A 20459-nucleotide genomic window follows, 5' to 3' on the forward strand; every position below is an offset into this window, starting at 1 on the left:
CGACCCATGGACAGGCGAAGGGCCGCTCACCGATTTCGGTGAGCGGCCCTTCGCTCGATGTACGGCTGCGACGAACTACTCCGCCGCGGGAGCCTGCTCGGCGATCTGCTGGCGTACGACGTCCATGTCGAGTGCCTTGATCTGACCGACAAGGTCTTCCAGCGCCGGTGCAGGCAGTGCGCCGGGCTGTGCGTAGACGAGAATTCCTTCACGGAACGCCATGATCGTCGGGATCGACTGGATCTGCGCTGCCGCAGCAAGACCCTGCTCGGCCTCGGTGTCGACCTTGGCGTGCACGACGTCGGGGTGTGCGTCCGACGACTTCTCGAAGGTGGGTGCGAACTGGCGGCACGGTCCGCACCAGGACGCCCAGAAATCGACCAACACCACGTCGTTGCTCGTCACGATCTCGTCGAAATTCTGCTGGGTCAAAGTCTGAGTGGCCACGCGGTCCCTTTCGTTTGATTGCGCTTCTGCTGTGTCTCAACGCAGGTACTCGCCGGAATCATCCCGACTGTGTCGGAGCGCGGCGGGTCAGGCTGGTTGGGGTGCAGCGCGGAACGTGCGGCGGTAGGAGTTCGGTGTGGTGCATCGCAACCGCACGAAGTGTTGCCGCAGAGCCGCGGCATTTCCGAAGCCGACCACCTCGGCGATCGAATCCATCGGAAGATCGGAGTTCTCCAACAGTTGCTGCGCTGCCAGTACTCGCTGGTCGTTGAGCCAGCGTGCCGGCGTCGTTCCGGTTTCGGCCGCGAACCTGCGGGCGAAGGTTCGCGCAGACATGTTCACCCGCGCCGCCAGTCGACCGATGGTGAGCTCGGAGTCGAGATTCTCGGTCATCCAATCCAGCAGCGGAGCCAGTGTCTCGGTGCGAGTGGCGGGCAGCGGACTGGTGACGAATTGAGCCTGCCCGCCGTCGCGATGCGGAGGAACGACCATCCGGCGGGCGATCCCGTTGGCCACGACGCTGCCCTGGTACTTGCGCACGATGTGCAGGCACAGGTCGATGCCGGCTGCCGTGCCTGCGCTGGTGAGCACGTTGCCGGCATCCACGTAGAGGACGTTCGGATCCACCTGTGCCAGGGGATATTTCGCGGCCAGCGAGTCGGAGTGCCGCCAATGCGTCGTGCAGGGTCTGCCGTCGAGAAGACCCGCTTTGCCGAGTACGAACGCACCGTTGCACAGGCTCGCGACCATCGCGCCTCGTTCCACCGCCGCGCGCAGTTTGGCCAGCAGAGGTTCGATGGACGCGTCGTATTCGGTGCCGCACACGAAGCTGCCGTCGACTGCCGCCTCGGTGCCTCCCGCCGGAATGATGATCAGATCGGCGGTGTCGAGGCTGTCGAGATCGTGTGGCACGTCGATGGTGTAGCCGACGCGGGTGCGGATCGGTTGTGGGACACCGGCGATCAGGGAGAAGTCGTAGGTGGGCAGTCCCTCGTCCGAGCGATCGAATCCGAACACCTCGCAGGCGACGCCCAGCTCGAACTGTTCTGTCAACGGCATCAGCGCGACGACCACTCGTTTCAGCATGTACAGAAGTATGGCAGAAAGTCGTCGATATATGGCGTTACTGCCACTCGTGCACCGTCTCCGCAGGTTGGAAGCTAGCGACATGACAATTGTATTGGTAGTTGTGCTGCTGTTCCTGGCCCTCGACGCCCTCGTGGTCGCAGGTGTCGCTCCCGATACCCACGCGGAGGTGACTCAGTTCGGCGATTACCGGTTCTAGGGTGCGTGGATCAGCCGATTCGCCACTCCCGCTTGGCCTCGCCGTCCCATCGGCGCAGCGCGACCGCAGATCCGACCAGATCGTCGACGTCTACCGAGAGCAGGCGCACCGCCGCTCCTGCCTCCTCGGGCGTCAACCGTCGGGCCACCGTGACATGCGGTGTCCATCGGCCGGGGTCGAGGTGATCGAGCGAACGTTCGCCCACGGCCTCGTGCAGCCGGGCGTGCAGATCGAGCAACTCGCTCGACGGAACCACCAGTCTCGCCAGGGTGATCGATCGACCACCGAACACGACGAGCCCGCCGAGACGCACGTCGAACGGATCGAAGCGGACCGCATCGCCGTCGTCCACCGCGTCCGGCATCGACGCTGCCACGGCGACGGTGATGTGCGGACGATTCGATTCACCGAGGTGCCGGTTCTGGCTCGGCAGTCCGGCGTCGGACAGTACTGCCCACTCGCGGCGAACCGCAGCGTCGAGGCCGGGGTCGAGGAGAAGTTCTGCGGACTGCACCATGGAGGCCATGATGTCGCAGACGAACGGTCGCAATGCAACGGCACTACGGATCGGGGCCATGACCGGCGACGGGATAGGCCACGAGATCGTGCCTGCAACCATCCGGGTGGTCGATGCGGCCCTCGCGGCGGCCGGTGGACCGGCTGCCGACTGGGTGCATCTGCCGCTGGGGCTCGGTGCCGTGGACGAGCACGGAACGCCGATGCCCGAGTCCACGCTGGCGGAGTTGGGCGAGCTCGAATGCTGGATTCTCGGTCCGCACGACAGCGCCTCCTACCCGCAGCCGTTCCGATCTCAGCTGACCCCGGGCGGACGGATTCGTAAGAACTTCGGTCTGTTCGCCAACATTCGGCCGGCGAAGGCACTGCCCGGCGTACGCGCAGTGTCCCCGCGAATGGATCTGGTGGTCGTGCGGGAGAACACCGAGGGGTTCTACGCCGATCGCAACATGTTCGTCGGCAGCGGAGAGTTCATGCCCACTCCCGATGTGGCTCTCGCGGTCGGAGTGTTCACCCGCGCGGCCTGCGAACGCATTGCACGCGAAGCGTTCTCGTTGGCCGAGCGACGCAATCGACAACTGACGATCGTGCACAAGACCAACGTGCTGTCGATGACGACGGGGTTGTTCCGCGATGCGTGCCGCGCAGTGGGAGAACAGTTTCCGCACGTCGAGGTCACCGAAGAGCACGTCGACGCCCTTGCCGCGCACCTGGTTCGACGGGGCGAGGACTACGACGTCATCGTGGCCGAGAACATGTTCGGCGACATTCTCTCGGATCTGACGGGTGAGCTGTCCGGGTCGCTGGGCACCGCGCCGTCGATCAACTCCTCGGAAACCCAGGCGATGGCGCAGGCCTCGCACGGATCGGCCCCGGACATCGCGGGCAAGAACCGAGCCAATCCGACCGCGCTCTTCCTGTCGGCCGCGATGTTGCTCGAATGGCTTGCCCCACGGCATCGGGACGAACGGTTGGCCGCAGCCGCCGGCAGGATCCGACACGCCGTCGACGCCACGGTCGAATCCGGGGTCGCGACAGCCGACCTCGGTGGACAGGCGTCGACAAGTGCCTTCACCGAGGCCGTCGAAGCCAGGGTGCATCGGCGTTGAGCAGTGCGGTGTCTATCGGAGCGGTTTGCGGCTGCTGAAGATCGCGGTGCCGGGAAAGAGTTGCCCGCGCAATGGGCTCCACTGACCCCACTCCCGGTCGAGCCACTCCGGCCAGTCGGGTTCGACGATGTCGCGTACCTCGAGGCCTGCGGCGACCAGTTCGCGCACCCGATCGCCGATCGTGCGGTGATGCTCGACGTAGTTGGGGGTTCCGTCCGCGTCGTACTCGACGTACGGGGTTCGGTCGAAGTACGGAATCGTCGCGGTCAGCCCGGCCACGCCGGGATCGTCGGGGAACACCCAACGCATCGGATGATTGACGGCGAACACCCAGATGCCACCCGGTCGAAGAACCCGCGCCACTTCCTTCATCACATTGGCGGAGTCCGCGACGAACGGCACCGCACCGAATGCCGAGCAGACGATGTCGAAGCGCTCGTCGGCGAACGGCAAGGACTCGGCACTGGCCTGCACCAGCGGAACCGTCGACCCGCCCGCGGCCATGGCGTCGACGCCGCGCTGCAACATGCCCATCGAGATGTCGAGACCGATCGCGCGCGCACCCTGGGTCCCGAGCCAGCGGGCGCACGGTGCGCTGCCGCAGCCCACCTCGAGCACGTCCTTGCCCATGACGTCGCCCAGCAGATGTACGTCGCCCTCGTGCAGTCCCTCCGGGCACCAGACGAACTCTCCGGATTCGGTCGTCACCCCCAGGAACGCGCCATGGGTACGGTGGTAGGCCTCGGCGTCGGAATCCCACCAGAGGCGACTCGCGCGGTCGCTCGCGACCGAGTCGATTCGGCCGCGGCCGGGAGTGGACGACGGTGGGGAAAGATCGGTCACACGCCGACTCTAACCGGGTTTGTGCTGGTACTGCGGCATCGCGTACCCTGTTCAACGCGAGTGTGTTCATGCTGCGCCCAGGTCGGGTCCGCCCGGCGTCGGCGCATGCGGATCCGGCAACGGTTCCGCCGAATGTGCTCGTGTTGCACACGTTTCACCAAGTCCGACCGAACATCCATCAACCGATACCCAACCCGTCCGGAGCAACTCAACACATGCCCTCAACCACAACCTCACCGCAGGTAGCCGTCAACGATATCGGCTCCGCAGAGGATTTTCTCGCCGCCATCGACGCCACGATCAAGTACTTCAACGATGGTGACATCGTCGAGGGCACCATCGTCAAGGTCGATCGTGACGAGGTTCTACTCGACATCGGTTACAAGACCGAAGGCGTCATCCCCTCCCGCGAGCTCTCCATCAAGCACGATGTCGACCCCAACGAGGTCGTCTCCGTGGGAGATGAGATCGAAGCACTCGTCCTCACCAAGGAGGACAAGGAAGGCCGTCTGATCCTGTCCAAGAAGCGAGCTCAGTACGAGCGCGCTTGGGGCACGATCGAGGAGCTCAAGGAGAAGGACGAGGCCGTCAAGGGCACCGTCATCGAGGTCGTCAAGGGTGGACTCATCCTCGACATCGGTCTTCGTGGCTTCCTCCCCGCTTCGCTCGTCGAGATGCGTCGCGTCCGCGACCTCCAGCCGTACGTCGGCAAGGAGATCGAGGCCAAGATCATCGAGCTCGACAAGAACCGCAACAACGTGGTCCTGTCGCGCCGCGCATGGCTCGAGCAGACCCAGTCCGAGGTCCGCAGCGAGTTCCTGCACCAGCTCCAGAAGGGCCAGGTCCGTAAGGGCGTCGTGTCCTCCATCGTCAACTTCGGTGCCTTCGTGGACCTGGGTGGCGTCGACGGACTCGTGCACGTCTCCGAGCTGTCCTGGAAGCACATCGATCACCCGTCCGAGGTTGTCGAGGTCGGCACCGAGGTCACCGTCGAGGTTCTCGACGTCGACCTGGACCGCGAGCGTGTTTCCCTGTCGCTCAAGGCAACTCAGGAAGATCCGTGGCGCCAGTTCGCTCGCACCCACGCGATCGGCCAGATCGTGCCCGGCAAGGTCACCAAGCTGGTTCCCTTCGGTGCATTCGTGCGCGTCGAAGAGGGCATCGAGGGCCTCGTGCACATCTCCGAGCTGGCCGAGCGCCACGTGGAGGTTCCGGACCAGGTCGTGGGTGTCGGCGACGACGCACTCGTCAAGGTCATCGACATCGATCTCGAGCGTCGCCGGATTTCGTTGAGCCTCAAGCAGGCCAACGAGGACTACGCAGAAGAGTTCGATCCGTCCAAGTACGGCATGGCCGACTCGTACGACGAGGGTGGCAACTACATCTTCCCCGAGGGCTTCGACTCCGAGACCAACGAATGGCTCGAAGGTTACGAGAAGCAGCGTGAAGAGTGGGAAGGTCGCTACGCCGAGGCGGAGCGTCGCCACAAGATGCACACCGCTCAGATGGAGAAGACGGCCAAGGACGAAGCTGCCGAAGCCGCCAACACCAACTACTCCTCCGAGTCGGGTCAGGCTCCCGCCGATGCAGAAGGCGACGCTCCCGCAGCGTCGGCTCCGGCCTCGACAGGTGGATCGCTGGCCAGCGATGCGCAGCTCGCTGCACTTCGCGAGAAGCTGTCGGGCAACGCCTGATAGATGTGGTCCACCCGTGAGGGTGTGACGCCGAGCCCCGGTTCTCTCCACGAGAACCGGGGCTTTCTCGTTCGAATCAGGTGATCGAAAACTCTGCGGAAACGACGATGGACCCGGTTCGGATGAACCGGGCCCATGGTGGAGGGGGAGTGCGAACTACGCGGCGGTGGCTGGACTCCACTGGCCGACGCTCTCCGTGCGCTTGCGCATGGTCGCGAAGCTGTGGCGGGCGGGGGTCAGGAGGTTGGTGAACCAGTTGCGCCGATGGTCGGCCAACGCCGAGGCTACTTCCGGGATCAGAATGCAATGAACGCCTGCATCCATGCCAAGGCGGTGCCGACCCGGTTGGATCTGATTGCTTCGCATGGGTGTCCTTTTCAATAGCTGTGGGTCGGCACATCGAGGTCGCGCTCGTCGAAGATAACCGACGGATCTGCGAAACCGGTGCATTTGAGGCTGGTGTGCTTCGGCGTGTTCGAGTGTCAGACTGGGTGCATGCTGAGACTGGGACTGACCGGTGGAATAGGTGCCGGAAAATCGACCGTTGCGAAGGTGCTGACCGAACTCGGGGGAGTGCTCGTCGACTCCGACGTGCTTGCCCGTGAAGTCGTGGAGCCGGGAACACCTGGGCTGCAACAACTGACCGATACCTTCGGAACCGACATTCTCGCACCCGATGGCTCGCTCGACCGTCCGGCATTGGCGGCCAAGGCATTCGGCGACGAGGAATCCCGCAAGAAGCTCAATGCCATCGTTCACCCGTTGGTCGGTGCGCGCACTGCCGAGATCATCGACGGAGCAGCGTCGGATGCCATAGTGGTGCAGGACATTCCGCTCCTCGTCGAAGGATCGATGGGCCCGTTCTTTCACCTCGTGGTCATCGTGTGGGTCGACGCCGAGGAACGGGTGCGTCGTCTCACGGGACAGCGAGGCATGCCCGAGGCCGACGCCCGGGCGCGGATCGCAGCGCAGGCAACCGATGATGCGCGCCGAGCCGCGGCCGACGTGTGGATCGACAACACCGGTGCGCCGGGAAGCGTCGACGACGACGTCCGAGCCCTGTGGAACGACCGACTGATTCCCTTCGAGCGCAACATCAGGGAGGGGGTCATCGCGCGTGTTCATCCGGAACAGGTGACGGCCGACCCCGCGTGGGAATTGCAGGCCCGACGGATCGTCTCGCGCCTGGCTCTTGCCTGTTCCGACAAGGCGGTCCGTATCGATCACATCGGATCCACCGCAGTGCCCGGCCTCGACGCCAAGGACGTCATAGACATCCAGATCACCGTGCGCGGGCTCGACGACGCCGATTCCGTAGCCGAACAGTTGCGCGTGGCAGGGTTCCCGCGGCGAGAGGACGCCGACTTCGACCATCCCAAGCCCGCGTACGGAATCGGCGGCGAAGCCGATCCGGCCGTGTGGTCCAAGCGTTTTCACGGCAGTGCAGACCCCGGCCGACCGGCGAACGTCCACATCCGGGTGGACGGCTGGCCCAATCAGAGGTTCGCCCTGCTGTTCCGGGACTGGTTGCGGGCGGACGACAGCATCAGGACCGAGTATTCCGGAATCAAGCGACGCGCCTCCGAGGCCGCTGCCGGAATCACGGACTTCGCATCGGCGATCGAGGCCTACGAGAACGCAAAAGCACCGTGGTTCGATGTGGCATACCGCCGGGCATGGCAGTGGGCGGAGGAGACGAACTGGTCTGCGTGAATCGGGTCGGGTTGATCCTGGACCCTGAGAACCCGGGTCGGTGGATCAGGACGGTTTACCGTTCCACTCGGTCGGCATTCCGACGGACGCGAGCCACGCGTTCAGGTCGTAGTCGTGTCGCGTCAGACCTTCGATGGCCGTGATCGATCTGGCCAGTGCCAGCTCGGCCGTCGGGGTGTCGACGTGTTGCGCCACCCGAGCGTCGAACAGCTCGTCGACGTCGAGCAGGTCGTAATCGCGGCCGGTACGGACACTGAGGTCGAGATAGTGGTCGACGGATGTCCATCGGGTGGTGCCGGCGGTGTACTCGCCGATGTCGACGTAGTAGTCCTGATCGCGGGCGTGTGCAGGCAGGTAGTGGAACACCGAGGCTCGGAGCCCGAGAGCGGGCAGCAACCAGGACTCCAGGTAGTCGAAATGGGCGTGATCCGACGGGCGGGCCATGTACAGCCCCCACGGCTCGACGCGGTATTCGTCGACGACACGGACGAACCCCTTGGGATCCACGTTCGTCTTGGCGACGAGGTCGAACGTCTCGTGCTTGGGGGCATGAACGACGGTGTGCGCACCGGCTGACGTGTGAGCGACCATGCCTGTAGAAGCTACCGGCAACCAGCGTGTGGGTCTGTCCGACGGAACTTGTCGGTGGTCGCGTCTACGCTTGTGAAATGGCGTTTGCATCCGAACATCCCGTTGTCGCGCACTCCGAACACCGTCCGGTGGGCGCAATAGAGCGCACCGGACCGGCGTTCGAGGTCGTCAGCGAACACGTACCGGCGGGCGATCAGCCGACCGCCATCGCCGAGCTCGAACGGCGGATCAAGGCGGACGAGAAGGACGTCGTCCTGCTCGGTGCCACCGGTACCGGCAAATCGGCCACCACCGCCTGGCTCATCGAGAAGCTGCAGCGCCCGACCCTGGTGATGGCACCGAACAAGACGCTGGCGGCGCAGTTGGCGAACGAGCTGCGAGACATGTTGCCCAACAACGCAGTCGAGTACTTCGTCTCGTACTACGACTACTACCAGCCCGAGGCGTACATCGCGCAGACCGACACCTACATCGAGAAGGACTCGTCCATCAACGACGATGTCGAACGTCTGCGGCACTCGGCGACGGCATCGCTGCTCTCGCGCCGAGACGTGGTCGTGGTGGCGTCGGTGTCGTGCATCTACGGTCTCGGCACCCCGCAGTCGTACGTCGATCGGTCGATCGAGCTGGAGGTCAACGTCGAAGTGCAGCGTGACGCGCTGCTCCGGCTGCTGGTGGACGTGCAGTACACCCGCAACGACATGGCCTTCACCCGCGGATCGTTCCGGGTCCGCGGCGACACCGTCGAGATCATTCCGTCCTACGAGGAACTCGCGATTCGAATTGAGTTCTTCGGTGACGAGATCGAAGCGCTGTACTACCTGCATCCGCTCACCGGCGACATCGTTCGGCAGGTGGATTCGGTGCGCATCTTCCCGGCCACGCACTACGTCGCCGGTCCGGAGCGAATGGAACGAGCCGTCAAGGACATCGAGGCCGAACTCGAAGATCGGCTCGCCGAGCTGGAGAGCAAAGGAAAACTGCTCGAGGCTCAGCGGCTGCGGATGCGGACGCAATACGACCTGGAGATGATCAAGCAGGTCGGGTTCTGCTCTGGTATCGAGAACTACTCGCGGCACATCGACGGCCGTGGTGCAGGCACCGCACCCGCGACACTGATCGACTACTTTCCCGAGGACTTCCTACTGGTCATCGACGAGTCCCACGTGACGGTGCCGCAGATCGGAGCCATGTACGAGGGCGATATGTCGCGCAAGCGCAATCTCGTCGACTTCGGGTTCCGCTTGCCGTCCGCGACCGACAACCGACCGTTGACGTGGGAGGAGTTCACCCAGCGCATCGGTCAGACGGTCTACCTCTCGGCAACTCCGGGAAAGTACGAGCTGGGCCAGACCGGGGGAGAGTTCGTCGAGCAGGTGATTCGTCCCACCGGACTCGTCGACCCCAAGGTCGTCATCAAACCGACCAAGGGGCAGATCGACGACCTGGTCCATCAGATCCGGGAACGCGCGGAGAAGGACGAGCGTGTGCTGGTGACCACGCTGACCAAGAAGATGTCGGAGGATCTGACCGACTACTTGCTCGAGCTGGGCATTCGTGTCCGCTACCTGCACTCTGACATCGACACGCTGCGCCGCGTCGAACTGCTTCGGCAACTCAGGTTGGGCGAGTACGACGTACTGGTGGGCATCAACCTGCTCCGTGAGGGTCTCGACCTACCCGAAGTCTCGTTGGTGGCAATTCTCGACGCCGACAAGGAAGGCTTCCTTCGCAGCGGCACCAGTCTCATTCAGACCATCGGCCGTGCCGCGCGAAACGTCTCCGGTGAAGTCCATATGTACGCCGACAAGATGACCGATTCGATGACCTACGCCATCGAGGAAACCGAGCGTCGACGCGAGAAGCAGATCGCGTACAACAAGGAGCGAGGCGTCGATCCGCAGCCGCTGCGCAAGAAGATCGCCGACATCCTCGACCAGGTGTACCAGGAGGCCGAGGACACCGAGTCCGTCGTCGAGGTCGGTGGATCCGGTCGCAACGCCAGCCGCGGACGGCGAGCACAGGGCGAGGCGGGAAGGTCGGTCAGCACCGGTGTGTACGAGGGTCAGGACGTGTCGTCGATGCCCCGCGCCGAGCTGGCCGATCTGATCAAGAACATGACCGATCAGATGATGAACGCGGCACGTGAGCTCAAGTTCGAGCTCGCCGGCCGGCTGCGCGACGAGATCCAGGATCTGAAGAAGGAGCTCCGAGGCATGGACGCGGCCGGCCTCAAGTAGGTCGGGCGGGGGGCGCGAGTGGAGCCAGCGGAATGAGCCAGTGACGCTAGTGGAGCCTGCGGAGTGGTTCGAGATGGTTCGGTTACGGTTCAGTGATGGACGCAACCACCGCCGGCCGCACCTCTCGCGCGCTCGAATTGATCCACTCGATGACCTATTTCCTTCCGGAGACGCAGGATGCTCTGGTCGCAACCGGGTTGGCGCCGCGGGCCTGCTATTTCGCGGGTCGAGCAGCACCACTGGGGCGTGTCGGCGCGGGCGTCGTGACCGCCACGTTCTACAACTTCAATCGTGAGCTGGTGGCACCGCTCATCCCGGCGGCCTGGGACGTCACGTCACCCGACGAGATCATGGCCATCCGTTACGCCACTCTCGATGCCGCCTTCGGTCGACTGCTGGGCCCCGAGGTTCTCGAATCCGCGGACATGGCCGAGGCCGCGGACCTGGCATCGATCGCGGCCCGGGGGATTCCCGGTGACGACGGTCGACCCCTGTACGCGGCGTATGCAGAGCTCGACTGGCCGACAGCTCCGCATCTCGTGCTGTGGCACACCCTCACTCTGATCCGTGAATACCGCGGTGACGGTCACATCGCGGCGCTGCAGACGGCGGGCCTGAGCGGTCTCGAAGCGCTGATCACCCATACCGCCACCGGATACGGGTTCGAGAAGGAGTTCGCCCGCAAGCGTCGAGGGTGGTCGACCGAGCAGTGGGACGCGGCGGTCGCGTCTCTGGCCGATCAAGAGCTGCTCTCGTCCGACGGTGCACTGACCCAGGACGGCAAGGATCTCCGAACGTTGGTCGAGGACATCACCAACGACCTCGCTGTTGCGCCCTGGGCCGCCCTCGGCGAGGACGGTGCTGCTCGGCTGGTCTCGATCGCGACGCCGTGGCGCGAGTCGATCGTCGGCCAGGGCGTCATTCCCGCCGGCGTCTTCGGGCCCGCGCTCACGAAGAAGTGATCCGCCTCAGCTGGTGATGTCCTTGGTGCCGAAACGTCGCCACGCGATCAACCCGAACACTGCCGCGTACGTGATGGCGGAGAACGATCCGACCACCATGTCGTTCCAGTCGATGCTCGTTCCGAAAGCGTCGATCCACGAGTTCGCGTAGTGCCCGGGAAGGTAGTTGCGGAGCGATCCCAGCGCGGTGATCTGATCGAGGATCTGCATCAGAATCGACGTCATCACGGCACCACCGACGGCCCCGAGCGGGGCGTCGGTGAGTACCGACAGCAGCATCGCCAGGCCGGCCACCCACAGCAGGTTGATGCCGATGTACGCGACTGCGATCAGCAGCCGCACCAGCGAGGTGCCGTAGGGCAGTCCCTCACCCAGCGGGGTGATGAGTGATTCGGCTCCGTAGAGCACGGTTCCGATCAACAGCGACACCCCGACGAGCACGGCGATAGCCACGCCGGACAGCGTCGCCGACACCAGAGCCTTCTGCGTCAGCAGTCGACTCCTGGGCACGGGAATGGCCAGCAGGTACCGCAGACTCGACCACGACGCTTCGCTTGCCACCGAGTCGCCGAAGAACAGGGCCACCACCACGATCAGCAGAAATCCGACCGACATGAACAGAGCGAAGACCGTGAAGTTCATACCGCCGCGAGTGCCGAGCTCGATGAGCCCGTCGGCATCGGAATCCGCATTCGAGCTGCCGACGGTGAAGGCGATGGCCAGGATCACCGGAAGCAGGGCCAGAAAGCCGATGGCCAGCTGAGTGCGGCGACGTCCCAGTTGCCTGCGCAACTCGGTACGGAACGGCAAGGTGCTGCCGCCGGTGTACCCGGCAGCGCGCCCGTCGGCGTGTGTGGTGCTCATGCGCGATCCTTGCTGGTGTCGGACCCCGGGTTGTCTCGGTGGACGAGGTCGAGGAAGACGTCTTCGAGGCGCGTCGACTGCGAGAATCCGCGCACCGAGACCCCCGAGGTGACGAGTTCTCTGATGACGACTGCGGCATCCGCATCGGTCAGGTCGACGGTCACAGTGCCGTCGTCGACGATCACCGCGCCGTCGTGACCGGAGGCGTCGAGCACCGACTGCGCGCGGGTGGCGTCGTCGACCCTGATCTCCGTCTGTCCGCCGGCCGCGGTCAGTTCGCGGACGGTACCGGAACTGATCACCGATCCGCGATTCATGACGACCACGTGGGTGCAGGTCTGCTCCACCTCGGCGAGCAGATGGCTCGACACCAACACGGTTCTACCGGTTTTCGCGTAGTTGATCAGCACATCGCGCATCGTCCTGATCTGTGGTGGGTCGAGTCCGTTGGTCGGTTCGTCGAGGACCATCAGATCCGGCAGCCCCAACATGGCCTGGGCGATCGCGAGCCGCTGCCGCATACCTTGGCTGTAGGACTTGACCTTGCGTTCGATCGCGGTGCCGAGGTCGGCGATCTCGAGAGCTTCCTCGAGGCGAGCGTCCTCGATCGGGCGACCTGTCGCTTCCCAGTACAGCCGCAGATTCTGTGTACCGGTCAGGTGCGGCAGGAAGCCGGATCCCTCGACGAAGGAGCCCAACCGGGACAGCACCGGGGCTCCGGGGGTCACCTTGTGGCCGAAGACTCGAATGTCGCCGCCGGTGGGCGTGATCAGGCCCATCAGCATGCGCAGGGTGGTGGTCTTTCCTGCGCCGTTCGGCCCGAGGAGACCCAGAACCTGGCCCTGCTTCACCTCGAAGCTGACGCCGTCGACGGCGCGGAAGCCGTTGGAATACGTTTTGGCCAGATCGGTGATCACCAGGGGAGTGTCGATGAGGTCCTCGTCCACTTCGGCGACTGCGCGACGTCTGGTTCGCACGATTCCGGCGACGATCGCACCGGCGACCGCCAGCAGGACGATTCCGATGCCGATGAGTGGTGCCACCGGAACGGTGCTGTCGGCGCTCGCCTCGGCGGGGACGGTGGGCAACGCGATGGTGTCGTCGGTCATGGCAACACTGAACTGCGCCGGCTCGAGTGGAACGGCGTAGGCCTGATCTGTGGTGGAGATGCTCAGTTCGAGGCGATGACCTTGTTGCACGGTGTAGCTGATGCCAGGGAGCGCAACCGTGACGTCGACGGGGTCGATGCCCTCGGTAGCGGGCAGTCGGATCGCCGAGACCGCCCCGCCCGGAAGCGTTCTCGTGCCGTTCGGCGCAACGTCGTAGAGCTTCGCGAACAGAACGGCTTGATCGGGTGACGCCAGCGACGCCACGCGCAGGTTCACCCGCGGGGCACCGGTGATCGTCACGGACGACTCGACGGGATCGCTGGTGAACGTTGCCGACTGGCCCGGCAGGTCCGCGGTCAGGGCTGCTCCGGCCCCGGTCGATCCGAGAGTCGAGAGCACCGAGCCCAAACCGGGTATTGACGAGATCGCCGACGGCGATGCTCCGGGTGGACGAATGATCGACTGGTTCTCGGCGGTGGGAGTGAACGTCACCGATCGGGTTTGCGTGGGATCGGACGCGGGGGTCAGTCCTGGGTAAGCAGGAGCCGTCATTCGGCGGTCACGATCGCCGCCGCGCTCGTCGGCTGCCCGCTGAGTGGAGTAGACGAACGGCTCGGCGTCGGTGCCGGTGGAGGCCTCGGTGCCCCGCAATGTCGTGTCGAAGAAGTCGGCGATGGCTCGATCGCTCGTGCCGTCGGTTCCGCCTGCATCGTGACCACCGTCGAACCATCGCACGGTGACGTTCCCACCGGCTGCGGCGATCTGACGTGCCGTCGCGTCGGCCTGGTCGAGACCGAACAGTGTGTCCTGGGTGCCCTGAACCAGCAGCGTCGGTGCCGTGATGTTCGACGCCACCGCGACCGGCGAGTGAGCCGTCAGCAGATCCAGCAACTGCTGGCTGGGGATTCCGGTCACGGCGGATTCGGTGTAGGCGTCGCAGAATTCGGGTGCGAATCGTCCGCAGGCCGAGGCGCCCTCGGTGGTGCCGGAATCGGTGCTGTCGGTGCCGTCTCCGCCGGGTGGTGCACTCGCTGCGCCCACTCCGAAGAACACTCCGGCCCAGCCGCGCTTGAGGACGCCGGGTCCGCCGTACTCGGCAGCTGCGGGAGTGGCGATGTCGCCGAGGGCTTCTCGGCCTTCGACCGAGGTGACGCCGTAGTTGGGAAACAGGGCCTGACCCAGGTCGTTCCAGGTGATCGCTGCGGCTATCGAATCGATCCGGGGGTCGGTGCCGCCTGCGCTCAGTGCCAGTGCGCCGCCGTAGGATCCGCCGGCGACTCCGACGTGCGGGTCGCCGGGAGCGTCCAGTTCCACCTCCGGTTGTTCGGCGAGCCAGTCGATGAGTCCGCGTGCGTCGGCGACCTCGCGAGCGGGGTCGTTGAGCGAGATCGAACCCGTGCTGTCGCCGAACCCGCGTGCACTGTAGGCGAGCACCGTGTACCCGCGAGCAGCGAGATCACGTGCCTCCCCGTCGACCGAGTCCTTGCTGCCGCCGAAGCCGTGGGCGAGCAGCACCGTCGGCGCGGGCGTGACGGAGGGTACGTAGAGACGAGCGTCGATGTCGACGGTGCCCGTCGACCCGGGGTCGTCCGGTAGCGTGATGCGCGCTTCACGCGTGGATGTGTCGGCGCTCGAATCCTGGGGGAGGAAGACGAATGCGAGGGCGACCAGCGCCAGAACCGCAATCAGGGCGGCACCGACAGTCATGGCCCGTCTCGACAGTGGCGGGCGGGGAATCGGCATGGAAACCAATGTATGTGAGTGGCGCGGATCGTGTTGTTCCCCAAGTTCACGTGCCGATCGGCCGGTTCCGGCTAATGTCAGCGAATCAGTCCCCGGACCACGTCTTTCGGTCCTGTGACTTGCACCAATCGAGTTCGACCAGAAGTGTCACATCTGTGTGTGACCGACAAATGGAGGAATGAATGAGCGCCTACCGCACCGTCGTCGTCGGGACCGATGGCTCCGAATCGTCACTGCGGGCAGTGGAGAAGGCCGCGGCTCTCGCGGGAGACGCCGATGCCACCCTGGTGATCGCTTGCGCGTACTACCCTGCCGATCCGAAGGACACGTCCGCTGCCGCCGACGCATTGCGCGAGGACGCCTATCAGATCACCGGATCGGCACCGACGCGTGAGATTCTGCGCACGGCGCGCGAGCACGCCACCAAGGCCGGTGCGAAGAACATCGAGGAGAAGGCGATCGTCGGTGCTCCCGTCGAGTCGCTGCTGGCACTCGTGGACGAGGTGAAGGGCGACCTGCTCGTCGTCGGCAACCGCGGCCTGAACTCGTTGACCGGCCGCCTGCTGGGCTCGGTTCCGTCGGACGCCGCGCGCAAGTCCACCTGCGATGTTCTGATCGTGCATACCGTCCGCTGATCTCACCCCGCACACACCAACGGCCCGCCCATCGAATCGACGGAGCGGGCCGTTGGTGTGTGCGGTTCTCTACGCTTCCGGCTCGAACGGCTGCAGCGCCGAGAGTTCACCCGGCAGTGCGTTCACGTGCACCACGCCGAGTCGCTGCGTGGCCCGGGTGAGGGCAACGTACAGATCGTTCATGCCTTTGACCGAATCGTTCACTATGGCACCGGGTTCGACGATCAGCACCGAGTCGAACTCGAGTCCCTTGGCATCCTTGACAGTCGACACGGTGACCAGTTCCGAGGCCAGATGGCGGAATCGGTCGACGTGGTCTGCGGGAACCAGCACCGCGCTCAGGCCCGGGCGCGGGTGATCGGCCACTCGCTTCTCCACCGCGGTGACCAGATCTGCCGCTGCCACCCGTTGAGCCCACGGCCGGGTTCCGGTGCTGCGGATGGACCGCGGCTCGGACTGCTCGGGATCGATGGCAGCCAACACATCGTGTGCCACGGCCATGATCTCGGACGGTGTTCGGTAGTTCACCGTCAGTTCGGTCAGCTTCCAGCGCTTGGCGACATACGGTTCGAGAACCGAACCCCACGACGAGGTTCCGGCGGGATCACCGGTCTGCGCCGTATCGCCCACCAGTGTCATCCACCGATTCGGTATGCGCCGCATCACCATTCGCCACGCCATCGCAGAGAGTTCCTGTGCCTCGTCGACGATCACGTGCCCGTAGGTCCACGTTCGGTCACCGGCGGCCCGTTCGGCCGTCGTGAGTCGCTGACCCGAATTCTGCCGTCGTGCAAGCTGATCGGCATCGATGAGGTCGTAGGCCATCAGGATCTCCGGATCGAGCTCGTCCTCTAGGTCCTGAGGTGCCGAACCGGTCAGGATGTCCAGGGCACCCTGAGCGTCAGCGATCTGGCCGCGCCATTGTCGTTGCGCCTGTTCACGTTCGGCTGCGTCGTCGACGCCGAGCAGTTCGGCGAGCTCGTCGAGCAGGGGAGCGTCGGCCGACGAGAAGCCGTTGCCCCGACGAACGAGTGCCTCACGCTCCGCCTCATCGAGCGCAGGCGCGGCCGACGCGATCTTCTCGGGAGATGCGTAGAGGTCGCGGAGAACCTGCTGGGGAGACAGATCCGGCCACAGTTCGTCCACGGCGGCCATGACGTCCTGATCCTCGCGCATCTCGTCGCGCATGTCCGCGATGTCGTCGGCGCTGAGCAGGCTGGACCCGTCGACGAGGTTCTGCCCGAGTTTCGCTGCCAGCTGGTTGGCCAACTGGTCGATGACCGAGGACACGAACAGCGGCCGAGCCAGGTTGTGCGGTCGCCGGGACGAGCGAGCGCGACCACGAGCCCTGGTGACGATCTTGCGATCGAGCGTGATGTCGTAGGTGTCGAACTTCAGTCGACGGGGCTGCGCGGGGACTTCCTGACGGTCGCGTACCGCCTGGGTCAGCACCTCGACCATCGACAGTCTGCCCTTGACCTCCGTGGCCAGGGCCGAATCTTCCCGTTGCGCACGAACTCCCGGGTAGAGGTCACCGATCGTGGACAGCAGGACGCCCGTCTCGCCGAGCGACGGCAGCACCTGCCCGATGTAATCGAGGAACGTGGCGTTGGGTCCGATGATCAGCACACCGCTCTTACCGAGCTGCTGGCGGTAGGTGTAGAGCAGGTACGCGGCGCGGTGCAGCGCGACGGCTGTCTTACCGGTGCCCGGTCCACCCTGAACCACCAACACGCTGCGATGCTGCGAACGGATGATCGCGTCCTGCTCGCTCTGGATCGTCTCGACGATGTCGTTCATCTGACCAGTACGTGCGGCATCGAGAGCCGAGAGCAGCGCACCTTCGCTCGCGACACCGCCTGCCACGGCGGCATCGCTCGACGATCGGGCAGAGTTCAGGTCGAGAAATTCGTCGGCGATCGACGTCACTCGACGACCACGGGTGCGAATGTGTCTGCGCCGCAACACGTTTTCGGGTGCGGCGGGTGTGGCCAGGTAGAACGGCCGGGCCATCGGTGCTCGCCAGTCCAACAGCAGAGTCTCGTAGTCGTTCTTGTCGTCGAGAATTCCGACGCGGCCGATGTAGCGCTCGGGCCGATCGTCGACCTTGGGGTCGAGGGACTCGGGATCGAGGTCGATGCGCCCGAAGCACAGTCCGTTCTCGGCCGCGTCGTACTTGGCGATGTCCTCGGTGTACATCTGGTTGAACGATTCGCGTTCGCTCCGGGCCTGCGGGGTGCCGCCGGTCTCGAGCAGCACTGCGCGCAATCGGTTCGCGGCGTATTCGCGTAACGCGTCGAGCTGCGTGTAGAGCCGCGTCAGATGCGCTTGCTCGAAGTCTTCTTCGATCGGCACATCGGGGTTCGTCGATGTGTGGCCGTCGTCCGGCAAAGGGTCTCCTCGGGAGTTCGGCCGAGGCGAAGATATCGCCTCGAAATCAGCCAGAGCAGTCTACGTTGCACAACGGCCCTGCCGCAGAACCGCTGGTTCCGGGGCAGGGCCGCATCTGTCTTTCGTGCTGTCGCGAGGAACTACTTCGCGTACTGCTGCAGCTTCTTGTCCAAGTTCTTCTGAGCCTTGGCGACTCGCTTCTCGAGCTTGGCGCGAGCCTGCTCGGTCACCTTCTCGAGTTCCTTGCTCTGCTTCTCGGCGCGCTTGCGGGCGCGCTTGCTCAGCGTCTCGACGCGATCGGACGCCAGATCGGCCCACGTGACTCCGCGCTTCTGTGCTTCGTCGGCGAGGACGGAACCCTTCTCGGCGGCCAGATCGGCGAGCTTGGACGCGCGCTTCTGCGCGACATCGGCCACTTCACTGCGACGATCGGCGGCGACGTCGACGAGTTTGGAGCCGCGCTTCTGCGCGAGCTCTGCCAGGTCGGTTCCGCGATGCGCTGCCTTGTCGGCGAGCTTGGAGCCGCGCTTCTGCGCCTCGTCGGCCAAGTCGCTGCCGCGGTCGGCGGCGAGCTCGGCCAGCTTGGATCCACGCTTCTGTGCTTCCTCGGCGAGCACGGATCCCTTGTCGGCGGCCAGGTGAGCCCAGCGGTTCAGTGCCGGCTGAGCGACGTCCGCGAGCTCCGAGCCCTTGTCGGTGGCGATGTAGGCGAGCTTGGCCAACTTGGGCTGGGCGGCGTCGGCGAACTTGGCCAGCTTCGGCTGTGCAGCCTCGGCGAGATCGGCACTGCGGCTTGCGGCGATCGACGCGATTTCCTTGACACGCTCACCGGTCTCGTGGGTGGAGTGTCCGGGCAGTGCCGAGACGACGCTCTCCTGCGCGCGACGTGCTGCTCGCTTGCTCCGCCATGCCACGGACGGCTTGCCCTCGGTGTCGACGGCTGCGATGAGCAGTCCGCCGAGCAGGCTCAGGTTCTTGAAGAAATGGATACGCTGCGCAGCCTTCGCCTCCGGGTCGGTCTCGTTCCAGAAGGCGTGTCCGGCGAGTGTCGTCGGTACGAGACTTCCGGCGAGGGCGAGAGAGGCGATCCGCGGTGCCTTGCCGGTGGCCAGCAGAATGCCGCCGGCAACCTGGATACCGCCGTTGATGCGGACCAGCGTCTCCGGGTCGTTCGGCACGTTCGCGGTGACGTCGTTGGGAAGGGCGTCCTTGCTCTGCTCGATCAGCGGAGTGGCGACCTGCGCCTTGCCGGTGGGATTACGGAGTGCGTCGACGCCCCCTGCGATGAAGATCGTAGACATCAGCGGACGGGCGATACGGCGGACCAGCATTGACAGCCTCCTGCGTAGTTTCTCGTGTCATCGGCGGTGGAACGTTGGACGGCACGGCGATCCGAAAACCTACCGCTGTGCGTCCTTTTGTCACACTATTCATACCCCGTGGTTCGCGGTCTCAAGCACGCCGATCGTCACCAACCGCGGGCGCGCCATTCGTCCAGGTGAGGGCGCTCGGCCCCGAGCGTCGTGTCCTTTCCGTGGCCCGGGTAGACGACGGTCTCGTCGTCGTAGCGGTCGAACAATTTCGCCGTTACGTCGTCGAGCAAGCGGGTGAAATCCTCGGGGCTGCCGGTCTTGCCCACGCCACCGGGAAAGAGTGAATCTCCGGTGAAGAGGTGGGTTCGAGCGCCGTCGGCATCGGTCAGTGCGAGGGCGATCGAGCCGGGGGTGTGTCCGGTCAGGTGCACAACATCGAACGTGAGCTCGCCCACCGACACGGTGTCTCGATCGGCCAGCAGTCGGTCCGGCGTGACGGGCAGCGGCTCGGCATCGAGTTCGTGGGCTGCCGTCGGGGAGTCGGTACCGCCGGCGATGTCCGCCAGCGCCTGCCAGTGGTCGGCGTGCTGGTGAGTCGTCACGATGAGTGAGAGCGTCGGCGCGTTCTCGTCGATGAGCGACGAGATGCGGTCGGCCTCGTTGGCGGCGTCGATCAGAACCGACTGACCTGTCGCGGAACAGACGACGAGGTAGGTGTTGTTGTCCATGGGGCCGACCGACATCTTGGTGATCGTCGCTCCGGGAATCGTTCGCCGCTGCGGCTGCGAACCCTGCGAGACGACGCCGGTGTAGTTGTCATCGATGACCATGAGGTGCTCGTCCATTTCGAGGACGCTACCGTCGTCGACGGCACGATGGGCGGCGGGGTCGCGGACGTGGAAAAGTCTGTCGGTGCCTGGATCTACCATTGCAACCGGGTGAGGTTCGTCCCTCACCGCAACAGGTTTTCGACGTGGGGTCCACGGTTACACGACGTGTGACCG

At 65.0% G+C, this 20459-nt stretch carries 17 protein-coding genes; 6 read left to right on the plus strand and 11 right to left on the minus strand.

What is annotated here, in order from left to right:
* Positions 1-75: 75 nt before the first annotated feature.
* The 3 genes from trxA to NY08_RS03885 all read right to left on the minus strand — a co-directional run bounded on the left by trxA (position 76) and on the right by NY08_RS03885 (position 2249).
* Complete coding sequence (trxA, locus tag NY08_RS03875; RefSeq protein ID WP_032394311.1) at positions 76-447, minus strand: thioredoxin; 372 nt, start codon at positions 445-447, stop codon at positions 76-78.
* Between the two features lie 87 nt (positions 448-534).
* Entirely contained in the window at positions 535-1533 is a 999-nt protein-coding gene (locus NY08_RS03880) for a helix-turn-helix domain-containing protein (protein ID WP_032394310.1), read from the minus strand.
* A 209-nt stretch (positions 1534-1742) separates the two neighbouring features.
* A complete protein-coding gene (locus NY08_RS03885) occupies positions 1743-2249 on the minus strand; it encodes a 2'-5' RNA ligase family protein (RefSeq protein WP_032394309.1) in 507 nt (168 codons plus the stop codon).
* Positions 2250-2259: 10 nt separating this feature from the next.
* Between NY08_RS03885 and NY08_RS03890 the strand changes: the two genes are divergently transcribed.
* Positions 2260-3357 (plus strand): isocitrate/isopropylmalate dehydrogenase family protein, encoded by a 1098-nt coding sequence (locus NY08_RS03890; protein ID WP_045199675.1) that lies wholly within the window; start codon positions 2260-2262, stop codon positions 3355-3357.
* A 12-nt stretch (positions 3358-3369) separates the two neighbouring features.
* On the opposite strand, the gene NY08_RS03895 is transcribed toward NY08_RS03890, so the two are convergent.
* Positions 3370-4200 (minus strand): class I SAM-dependent methyltransferase, encoded by an 831-nt coding sequence (locus tag NY08_RS03895; protein WP_045194993.1) that lies wholly within the window; start codon positions 4198-4200, stop codon positions 3370-3372.
* A gap of 215 nt (positions 4201-4415) precedes the next feature.
* Here NY08_RS03895 and rpsA point away from each other — a divergent pair, with 215 nt between their 5' ends.
* Complete coding sequence (rpsA, locus tag NY08_RS03900; protein ID WP_027497255.1) at positions 4416-5894, plus strand: 30S ribosomal protein S1; 1479 nt, start codon at positions 4416-4418, stop codon at positions 5892-5894.
* Positions 5895-6050: 156 nt separating this feature from the next.
* Here the strand turns inward: rpsA and NY08_RS03905 are convergent, their stop codons facing one another.
* Positions 6051-6260, minus strand: coding sequence for a hypothetical protein (locus tag NY08_RS03905; RefSeq protein WP_032394307.1), 210 nt, complete (start codon positions 6258-6260; stop codon positions 6051-6053).
* A 129-nt stretch (positions 6261-6389) separates the two neighbouring features.
* Between NY08_RS03905 and coaE the strand changes: the two genes are divergently transcribed.
* Positions 6390-7607, plus strand: a complete 1218-nt coding sequence (gene coaE / locus NY08_RS03910) for a dephospho-CoA kinase (RefSeq protein WP_045194995.1) — start codon at positions 6390-6392, stop codon at positions 7605-7607.
* Positions 7608-7652: 45 nt separating this feature from the next.
* On the opposite strand, the gene NY08_RS03915 is transcribed toward coaE, so the two are convergent.
* The gene (locus tag NY08_RS03915) at positions 7653-8198 is read right to left on the minus strand and encodes a DUF402 domain-containing protein (RefSeq protein ID WP_045194997.1); all 546 of its coding nucleotides are present in this window, start codon (positions 8196-8198) and stop codon (positions 7653-7655) included.
* 77 nt (positions 8199-8275) lie between these two features.
* On the opposite strand from NY08_RS03915, the gene uvrB reads away from it, so the two are divergent.
* Positions 8276-10438, plus strand: a complete 2163-nt coding sequence (uvrB, locus tag NY08_RS03920; RefSeq protein ID WP_032394304.1) for an excinuclease ABC subunit UvrB — start codon at positions 8276-8278, stop codon at positions 10436-10438.
* Positions 10439-10533: 95 nt separating this feature from the next.
* The gene (locus tag NY08_RS03925; protein WP_045194998.1) at positions 10534-11400 is read left to right on the plus strand and encodes an SCO6745 family protein; all 867 of its coding nucleotides are present in this window, start codon (positions 10534-10536) and stop codon (positions 11398-11400) included.
* A 6-nt stretch (positions 11401-11406) separates the two neighbouring features.
* On the opposite strand, the gene NY08_RS03930 is transcribed toward NY08_RS03925, so the two are convergent.
* Positions 11407-12264: an ABC transporter permease gene (locus NY08_RS03930; protein ID WP_032394302.1), complete on the minus strand. Its 858-nt coding sequence runs from the start codon at positions 12262-12264 to the stop codon at positions 11407-11409.
* Entirely contained in the window at positions 12261-15116 is a 2856-nt protein-coding gene (locus NY08_RS03935; RefSeq protein WP_045195000.1) for an alpha/beta fold hydrolase, read from the minus strand. The genes NY08_RS03930 and NY08_RS03935 overlap by 4 nt, the downstream gene beginning before the upstream one ends.
* Positions 15117-15298: 182 nt before the next feature.
* On the opposite strand from NY08_RS03935, the gene NY08_RS03940 reads away from it, so the two are divergent.
* The gene (locus tag NY08_RS03940) at positions 15299-15751 is read left to right on the plus strand and encodes a universal stress protein (protein WP_032378962.1); all 453 of its coding nucleotides are present in this window, start codon (positions 15299-15301) and stop codon (positions 15749-15751) included.
* A 69-nt stretch (positions 15752-15820) separates the two neighbouring features.
* Here the strand turns inward: NY08_RS03940 and NY08_RS03945 are convergent, their stop codons facing one another.
* The 3 genes from NY08_RS03945 to NY08_RS03955 form a co-directional block, all read right to left on the minus strand.
* Positions 15821-18142 (minus strand): HelD family protein, encoded by a 2322-nt coding sequence (locus NY08_RS03945; protein WP_032394300.1) that lies wholly within the window; start codon positions 18140-18142, stop codon positions 15821-15823.
* Between the two features lie 140 nt (positions 18143-18282).
* Complete coding sequence (locus NY08_RS03950) at positions 18283-19473, minus strand: DoxX family protein (protein ID WP_045195002.1); 1191 nt, start codon at positions 19471-19473, stop codon at positions 18283-18285.
* A gap of 137 nt (positions 19474-19610) precedes the next feature.
* Positions 19611-20300, minus strand: coding sequence for an MBL fold metallo-hydrolase (locus NY08_RS03955; protein WP_032394298.1), 690 nt, complete (start codon positions 20298-20300; stop codon positions 19611-19613).
* Positions 20301-20459 lie beyond the last annotated feature (159 nt).

The organism is Rhodococcus sp. B7740 (assembly GCF_000954115.1).
Taxonomy (GTDB): domain Bacteria; phylum Actinomycetota; class Actinomycetes; order Mycobacteriales; family Mycobacteriaceae; genus Rhodococcoides.